At 62.1% G+C, this 7,949-nt stretch carries 7 protein-coding genes and 1 pseudogene; 4 read left to right on the top strand and 4 right to left on the bottom strand.

Annotated elements, in window-relative coordinates; translation table 11 throughout:
* Positions 1 to 178: 178 nt before the first annotated feature.
* From NKI24_RS18180 to NKI24_RS18195, 4 genes are all read left to right on the top strand, one after another.
* Positions 179 to 2,737 carry an ATP-binding cassette domain-containing protein gene (locus NKI24_RS18180; RefSeq protein WP_352747145.1) on the top strand — a complete coding sequence of 853 codons (2,559 nt, stop codon included), beginning with the start codon at positions 179 to 181 and terminating at the stop codon, positions 2,735 to 2,737.
* A complete protein-coding gene (locus NKI24_RS18185; protein ID WP_352747148.1) occupies positions 2,734 to 3,723 on the top strand; it encodes an ABC transporter permease in 990 nt (329 codons plus the stop codon). The genes NKI24_RS18180 and NKI24_RS18185 overlap by 4 nt, the downstream gene beginning before the upstream one ends.
* A gap of 46 nt (positions 3,724 to 3,769) precedes the next feature.
* Positions 3,770 to 4,771 carry a rhamnose ABC transporter substrate-binding protein gene (locus NKI24_RS18190; RefSeq protein WP_023677420.1) on the top strand — a complete coding sequence of 334 codons (1,002 nt, stop codon included), beginning with the start codon at positions 3,770 to 3,772 and terminating at the stop codon, positions 4,769 to 4,771.
* Positions 4,772 to 4,857: 86 nt separating this feature from the next.
* Complete coding sequence (locus NKI24_RS18195; protein WP_352747150.1) at positions 4,858 to 5,619, top strand: glutamine amidotransferase; 762 nt, start codon at positions 4,858 to 4,860, stop codon at positions 5,617 to 5,619.
* A gap of 70 nt (positions 5,620 to 5,689) precedes the next feature.
* Here NKI24_RS18195 and NKI24_RS18200 read toward each other — a convergent pair whose 3' ends face one another.
* The 4 genes and pseudogenes from NKI24_RS18200 to NKI24_RS18215 all read right to left on the bottom strand — a co-directional run.
* Positions 5,690 to 6,193, bottom strand: a complete 504-nt coding sequence (locus NKI24_RS18200) for a DUF2314 domain-containing protein (RefSeq protein ID WP_352453629.1) — start codon at positions 6,191 to 6,193, stop codon at positions 5,690 to 5,692.
* A 227-nt stretch (positions 6,194 to 6,420) separates the two neighbouring features.
* Positions 6,421 to 6,512: pseudogene (locus NKI24_RS35970) on the bottom strand (3-oxoacyl-ACP reductase); the annotation flags it as partial.
* A complete protein-coding gene (locus NKI24_RS18210) occupies positions 6,509 to 7,390 on the bottom strand; it encodes a YihY/virulence factor BrkB family protein (RefSeq protein ID WP_352747152.1) in 882 nt (293 codons plus the stop codon). The pseudogene NKI24_RS35970 and the gene NKI24_RS18210, both read right to left, overlap by 4 nt.
* A 173-nt stretch (positions 7,391 to 7,563) precedes the next feature.
* Positions 7,564 to 7,949, bottom strand: a 386-nt coding sequence (locus NKI24_RS18215) for a TadE/TadG family type IV pilus assembly protein (protein WP_352747154.1), incomplete at its 5' end; no start/stop codon positions are given.

Here is a 7,949-nt window from a genome sequence, read left to right on the forward strand (position 1 = left end):
CATTCCCGCAGAGCCACTCCAGCCGCTTGCAGCTTTGAGGCTGCCGCGGGGTCGAGCACTCCAATCGCACCCGTGCGCGACGCGACAGTGCCCTTCGCGGCCATGGAAGTCAATTTTCCAGTTGCGGCATTCGGCCATTTAATATAGCAAATTGAAAAAACAGGACCAGGGAGGAAAGGTGCTGCACTTGGGCGCATTAGGCGAAGCCGACGCCATGGTGAAGAGCGACGCGGCTGTCCCGGTTGCCCTGGTTCAGGCGACAAAAGCCTTCGGCGGCACGATTGCCCTCAAGGACGCGTCCTTCGAATTGCGCTCAGGCGAGGTGCTGGCTCTGCTTGGCGAAAACGGCGCCGGCAAGAGCACCTGCGTAAAGCTGCTGGCCGGCGTGTATCTCCCGACCGGCGGCCATGTCGAAGTCGATGGCAAGCCTGTGGTCTTCTATTCGCCGCACGACGCCCAGGCTGCCGGCATCTCGGTCATGCACCAGCACCCCGGTCTTTTCCCTGATCTTTCGGTGGCGGAGAACATCTATCTCGGCCATATGCCGCGCGACCGCTTCGGCGGCATCGACAACGCCGCCATGCTTGCCGGCGCGCGCAGGGTGCTGGCGACAGTCGGCCTCGACGTGCTGGCCGAAACCCGGCTCGGAACGTTGCGCACCTCCGAACAGCAACTGGTCGAGATCGCCCGCGCCCTGTCGCTCGACGCGCGGGTGCTGATCATGGACGAGCCGACGGCCGCCCTCTCGCAGCGCGAGGTCGAGCGGCTGTTCACTGTCGTCGCCGACCTGCGGCTGCACGGTGTGGCGATGATGTTCGTCGGCCACCGCATGGACGAGATCTTCCGCATCGCCGACCGCATCGCGGTGCTGCGCGACGGGCGCCTCATTGGCGTCAAGCCGAGGGCCGAGCTTGGCCGCGCCGCCGCCATCGGCATGATGGTCGGCCGCGAGGTCACCGACCTCTATCCGCAACGAAGCCACGCGACCGGCGCACTGGTGCTGGAGGCGAGGGGGCTTTCGCACGCCGGTGGCTTTTCCAATATCGACCTCAAGCTCCATGCCGGCGAGGTGCTCGGGCTCGGCGGCCTGGTCGGCAGCGGGCGGACCGAGATCGCGCGCGTGCTGTTCGGAATCGACCAGCCCGATGCCGGCGAAATCCTGATCGACGGCGAAGCTGTGCGCTTCGCGTCGGCACGCGACGCCATGGATGCGCGTATCGCCTATGTCTCTGAAGACCGCATGGGCCAGAGCCTGGTGATGGATTTTTCCATCCTCGACAACGCGGTGCTGCCAGTCCTCGACAAGACAGCCCGCTCCGGCTTCTACGGCACGAACCGCGCGATCAATCTGGTTTCGGACTGGCTGAAGCGCATGAAGCTTCGCTTTTCCGGCTACGCGCAGCCGGTAAAGGAACTGTCCGGCGGCAACCAGCAGAAGGTGGTGTTGGCCAAATGGCTGCGCACCGAACCGCGCGTCCTCATCCTCGACGAGCCGACGCAAGGCATCGATATCGGCACCAAGGCGGAAGTGCATGCGATGATCGCCGACCTTGCCGCCCAGGGCATGGCAATCATCTTGATCTCCTCCGAAATGCCCGAGCTCATCGGCATGTGCGACCGCATCATCGTCCTGCGCGAAGGCCATCGGACGGCCGAATTTGCCAGGGGCGAAGCCACTCAGGAAAAGGTGCTGGAAGCAGCGACCAAGGCCGGCGAAAGCGCCGATGCGGCGGCACAGGCCGCCGGCGAGGAGAAGAGAAAAGGACCGCTCGACATACTGAAGCGGCGGGAGTTCGGTCTGCTCGCCGCGATGCTGGCGGTCGCCATCCCGGTCACCATCATCAACCCGCGCATGGTGAGCGCTGCAAACCTGACCGCCGTGTCGATGGATGCCGCCCTGCTCGTCGTTGCTGCACTCGCGCAGATGCTGGTGCTGATCACCCGCAACATCGACCTTTCGATCGCTGCGGTGATCGGCCTGTCGGCTTACATGGCGGCCAGCATGGTCCAGGCCTATCCAGGGCTCGACATCGGCATTGGCCTGATAACCGCATGCGCCGTCGGTGGCGTCGCCGGCCTGATCAACGGCCTCGTCGTCACCAGGGGAAAGATCCCGGCGATCGTCGTCACGCTGGCCTCGATGTCGATCTTCCGTGGCTTCAACTCGATCTGGGCAGCCGGTGATCAGATCAGCGCCGACGAAGTCACGCAAGCCTGGCTCGACATGACCGGCCTGAAGATCGCCGGCGTGCCGCTGATCGTCATCATCGCGATCGTTATCCTGTGCCTGGGCTACGTGCTGCTCTATCGCACAGCGATCGGGCGCGAACTGTTCGCCGCCGGCTCCAATCCCGACGGCGCGCGTCTTATCGGCATCCCCGTCGACCGCCGCATTCTGCTGGCCTTTGGCATGGCCGGCCTGCTCGGCGGCCTGTGTGGCGCGCTGTGGGCATCGCGCTATGCGACCATCGATGCACGCGTCGCGCTCGGCTTCGAACTCACCGTGATCGCGGCGGCGGTGGTCGGCGGCGTCGCCATCCGCGGTGGTTCGGGCACGCTGCTCGGTATCATCCTCGGCGCGCTCACGCTGCTCGTCATCAAAAACGGGCTGACGCTGGTGCGCGTCGACCCGCTGTGGCTGCAGGGCGTCTACGGCCTCGTGATCCTGGTCGCCATCGGCATCGACACCTTCATCGTGCGGCGGGCCGAGCAGGCAAGACAGGCGAGGGCGCGGTGAAAAAGTTCCTCCGTTCGATCGACTTCTGGGATCTGCTGCTGGCGACCTCTTGCGTGGCCATCTTCCTCTATGCCGCGATCTTCGTGCCGAATTTCGTTTCCGGCTTCAATCTCTCGCAACTGGCCGCCAGCGCCTCGGAAAAGGCATTGCTGATCCTGCCGATGACGCTGCTCATCATCACCCGCGAGGTCGACCTGTCGATCGCCTCGGTGCTGGCGCTGACGTCCGTCGTCTTTGGCTTGCTGGTCCAGGCCGGTGTGCCGACACTTGCCGCAATCCCGCTGACGCTCTTCATCGGCGGCCTGCTCGGCGCCTTCAACGGCTATCTGGTCTCGGGCCTTGGACTGCAGTCGTTGGTTGTGACGCTCGGCACCATGGCGCTCTATCGAGGCATTGGCTACATCCTGCTCGGCACCGGCTCGGTCAACATCCTGCCGCCCGCGGTAGTCGATTTCGGCATCAACAACCTGCCTGGCACCGAGATACCGTGGACCATCGTGCCCTTCCTGGTGCTGGCGCCGGTGTTTGCGGTCGTGCTGCAGAAGACGCCGACCGGCAAGCGCATCTACGCGCTCGGCGGCAGCCCCGAAGTGGCGCGCTATTCCGGCATAAACACGCGCCGGATGGTGCTGAACCTGTTCGTCGTCTCGGGCGTCGTCGCGGCGATAGCCGGCATCGTCTATACCGCGCGCCTTTCCAACGCCCGCGCCAACAATGCGCTCGGCATGGAGCTCGACGTCATCACCATCGTGCTGCTCGGCGGCGTCAGCGTCTTTGGCGGCAAGGGCCGCCTGACCGGCGTCATGCTGGCACTGGTCCTGATCGCCATCATCCGCAACGTGCTGGCGCTGAACCAGATCGGTGGCGACGCGCAGGGCATGATCATCGGCCTGCTTCTAATCGGCTCGCTGCTGATCGGCAATTACTGGCGCTCCACACAGGAGATGCTCAGCAGATCCCGCGCAATGCGCGAGACAAAGGGGTGATCTCGGGCCCCTTCCTTCAAGCCCGAATTTTGACGGAGGAGTCACAATGAAAGCGTTTAGATTAGCCCTGCTCGCATCCGCGGTTCTGCTTGCGCCAAGCTCGCTGGCCTTCAGCCAGGAGTGCGCCAAGGAACCCGTAACGGTCGGTTTCCTGCCCAAGCTCGACACGGATCCCTACTTCAAAGTGGCCTTCGGAGGCGCGCAAGAGGCAGCCAAGGAAATTGGCGGCACCGCTACCCAGGTCGCCCCATCGCAGGCGACCGCCGAGGCGCAGATCGAATTCATCAACAGCCTCGTGTCGCAGAAGGTCGGAGTCATCGCAATTGCCGGCAACGACGCCAATGCCGTCGCGCCTGCGCTGAAGCGCGCCGTTCAGCAGGGCGTCAGGGTGATTTCGTATGACTCCGATGTGGCCGCCGATGCGCGTGCGGTGTTCGTCAATCAGGTGAAGGGCGACAGTCTCGCCGAGATGATGCTCGAAAGTGCATTCGCCCTCAGCGGCGGTGAAGGCGAATTCGCGATCCTGTCGTCGACGCCGACGGCGACCAACCAGAATGCCTGGATCGACTTCATGAAGGCGAAGATGGCGGCCGAGCCGAAGTTCTCCAAAATGAAGTTGGTGCAGGTGGCCTATGGCGAAGAAAGCGAACAGATCAACCAGCAGCAGGCATTGGCGCTGGTCCAGGCGTTTCCCGATCTCAAGGTGATCATCGTCCCGGCAGGCATCGGCCTTCCGGCGGCCGCGCGTGCACTCGAGGAAGCGGGCATGATCGGCAAGGTCAAGCTGACCGGCCTCGCGCCGGCCACTCTGATCTCGAAATACATCAAGGACGAAGCGGCTCAGGATATCTGGTGGAACGTCACCGATCTTGGCTATCTTACTTATCAGACGGCCCAGGCGTTTGCGCAATGCAAGATCACCGGCAAGGAGGGTGAGAAGTTCACGGCAGGCAGGCTCGGCGAATACACGATTGGCGCCGGCGGCGAACTGATCCTTGGTCCGGCCAAGATCGTGACTCCCGAAAATCTGGCCGAGTTCAAATTCTGATCCTACAGAGCTTGAGTTCTAGGGGGCGCCGGTCCATCCGGCGCCCTTCCTAAAAACCTCTCGAATGAAAACAGTGCGGGGCGGCAATGAAGATATTGCTTGCAGGCGAAACCTTTGCAGCGACGACCTCGGTTGCCATCGGCAGCGACGTGCTTACAAGTGCGGCCTCGACAAATGGTGCGACGGCCTTCAATGCCGCGCTGGCCACTGAAGGCATCGCGGTCACGCAGATCGGCGGCGAGCGTTGCAGCGCGGCGTTTCCCTATGACCTCGATGGGCTCGCCCAATATCAGGCGGTGGTGATCTCCGACGTCGGCGCCCTGACATTGCTGGTGACGCCGGATGCCCGCGCCGGGCGTGTCGGCGTCAACCGCCTCGATGTGCTCAAGGCCTATGTCGAAGGTGGCGGCGGGCTGATGCTGGCCGGCGGTTACATGGGCTTTCAGGGCATGTTCGGGACGGCGCGTTTCCACGACACCCCGGTCGAGGACGTTCTGCCGGTCCGTTGCCTACCCTACTGCGACGGCATGGAGGTGCCGCAAGGCCTGCAGGCCTCCGTCCTGCAGTCGTCACATCCGATTTTTTCCGGGGTGGAGGGGCCTTTGCCGCCGATCCTCGGCATGAACAAGCTGGAATTCAGGCGCGACGGTTCGTCCCGGCTTCTGGCGACTTGCCACCATCGCGGCACCGACTGGCCGCTCCTTGCCGTCGGTAGCCATGGCCGCGGCCGCACGATTGCCTGGGCAACCGATATCGGCCCGCATTGGCTCTCGCAGGATTTCCTCGGATGGCCGTTCTACGGAAGACTGATGGCGAACATGGTCCGTTGGCTCGCCGGCGATGAATGAGAAAGCTGGTTTGACCAGTGCGGCTGCCCAATCCTCCAACGAAAGACCAGGCTATCAAGCATACGTTGAATCAGGACGGCAGTGGCTCATAAACCGAAACCCCGATGTATCGATCGTATGAGCCACGATCTTTCTCAGGAAGCTTGTCTCGGGTTACACGCAATGTGAATCCCCCCTGCAAGTGCCCCGCGTCGAGAACCATCCAATCGAAAATATCATCGCCTTCAAACGAAAGTCGCTGTCCGACTTGATGCCATTTCTGAAGCTCGGGTGGCACCTCGAAAAACGTACCTGAAAATAGCCGCTCCTCAGCATGATAATGCACATCGGCAAGCCAAAGGAAAACAAAGTGGTCCTCCCGAAGACGTACGGACTCGTCGGGATCGCGAAACCGAAGCTTCGCGGAACAGAAGGCATCTGCATTTCCCTCGATATGTTCGACAAATGTCGGCACACTCGCAAGCGCGCGATCGTAAGCTGCTAGGAAGGCGGGGTCTGTCTGCGAGATAGCCGTGAAGAGTGGCTCATTCCGCGGTTCGTCGAATTCACCGTTCGATTGAGATTTTTCGCTCATAAAAGACCTCTTGGACTAACCTTGCGAAGTCCGCGCGCTTCTTCCTGGTGTGGGAGACGGCGCTCGCGAAGCGGTATCGCACTACCAGCCAAAGAGCCTATCACGCTACCGACCAACCGCCATCCACCTATATATTCGCGCCAGTGATCAGTGACGCCGCCAACACCACGGTGCCCGCGACGTCGATCGGGTCGCCGATGCGGCCGAGCGGAATGTGGCCAGCACATGCAGGCGAGTGCGCAGGCGCGGCCGCTGCCGCGCGAGGCGCCGGGGACCAGCACCACCTTGCCGGCCAGGTCGAATTTCGGCGTGAACTCATTTGCCATGCGATTCCACCTTGTTCTTCAAATCGGACCGGCTGCCGTGTCGAACCGAATAGGCTCGCGTGAATTCGGCGCCCAGCAGAAATATCTCGGCCGAATAATAGACCCATAACAGCACGACGAGCAGGGCGCCGGCCGCGCCGTATGACGATGAGATGGCGCTGGTTCCGATATACCAGCCAATCAGCGACTTGCCGATGGTGAACAGAAACCCGGTGACCACGGCGCCGATGCCGACATCGCGCCATTGCAGGCTGCGGTCCGGCAGCACCTTGTAGATTGCGGCAAACAGCAGCGTGATCAGGGCAAACGAGACGGTCCCGTTGATGGCGCTCAGGATGATGGTGCCGAACGGCAGGTAGGCGTTGATGACGTCTCCGAGCGCCGAAATTGCAGCGCTTACGACCAGCGACACCAGGAGCAGAAAACCGAGGGCGGCGACCAGGCCCAGGCTTGCAATGCGTGCCCGAACCATTCGTGAAATCGTTGCCCCGCTCGGTTTGACTTTCCAGATTTCGTTCAACCCCAGCTGCATCTCGCCGAACACGCCGGATGCGGCGACGAACAGCGTGACCAGCCCCAGAATGCTGGCGAGGGTTCCGGCTTCCTTCTGCGAGGCGTTTTCGATCGTAGCTCGCAGCAGCTCGGCACTTTGCGGCCCCATCAGGCCAGCGATCTGTGCCGAAAGGGCGAGTTGCGCCGCCTCGTGCCCGAAGGCCATGCCGGCAATAGCCACAACGATGAGTAGGATCGGCGCAAGCGAGGTTGTGGCATAAAACGCTATCGCCGCCCCATGGCTCAGCGCATTGTCGTCGATGAAGCCGATGACGCTCTGCTTGAGGAGCCTCCAGCCCTCTGCTGCCAAATTCCACATATCCGCCTCGCATGCCTGTCAGCAAACAAGTAGCGGCGCCGCGGCGCTGGACGAGGGGTGGGGGCTCGGCCGGAACAAAGCCGGCAACGGCGCGCTGTACAAGGCGATCGCCTATAAAGGCGGCGTGCAGCGAACATCCTGCGAAAGGTGCCGCTCGACTGGCCGGGACGTGCTCACGATGCAATCAGGGGAACTGTGACAGTTGTCTGATAATTTATCGGATATCGGTTGAAATACGGGAACTCGATCACGAACGCATATTGGGCGGTCAGATGTGCCATGCGAAAGCCGCCGCTGGGGGCGTCGATTGCTATTGTTACATCGACGTCTTTCAATCCCAAATCCAGTAATTTTTCCGTGGCAATGGCTTGGATCTGGGCCTGCGTCAGCGAGTTCTTCATTTGCAGCGCACGTGACGACGTTTCCAGCGTGTACCGAACACTCGACATAGCATTCAGAGCCCAGCCGAATGCAAAGATGCCGATCAAAAGCATTATCAGAAAAGGCGCGATCAGCGCGAACTCTAATGCAGCTCCGCCTGATGCATCCCCCGTGAAAG

The organism is Mesorhizobium sp. M0701 (assembly GCF_040320365.1).
Classification (GTDB): Bacteria; Pseudomonadota; Alphaproteobacteria; order Rhizobiales; family Rhizobiaceae; genus Mesorhizobium.

Coding starts and splice junctions, on each gene's coding strand:
- NKI24_RS18190 (WP_023677420.1), top strand. CDS start 3,770: ATGAAAGCGTTTAGATTAGCCCTGCTCGCATCCGCGGTTCTGCTTGCG.
- NKI24_RS18195 (WP_352747150.1), top strand. CDS start 4,858: ATGAAGATATTGCTTGCAGGCGAAACCTTTGCAGCGACGACCTCGGTT.
- NKI24_RS18200 (WP_352453629.1), bottom strand. CDS start 6,193: ATGAGCGAAAAATCTCAATCGAACGGTGAATTCGACGAACCGCGGAAT.
- NKI24_RS18210 (WP_352747152.1), bottom strand. CDS start 7,390: ATGTGGAATTTGGCAGCAGAGGGCTGGAGGCTCCTCAAGCAGAGCGTC.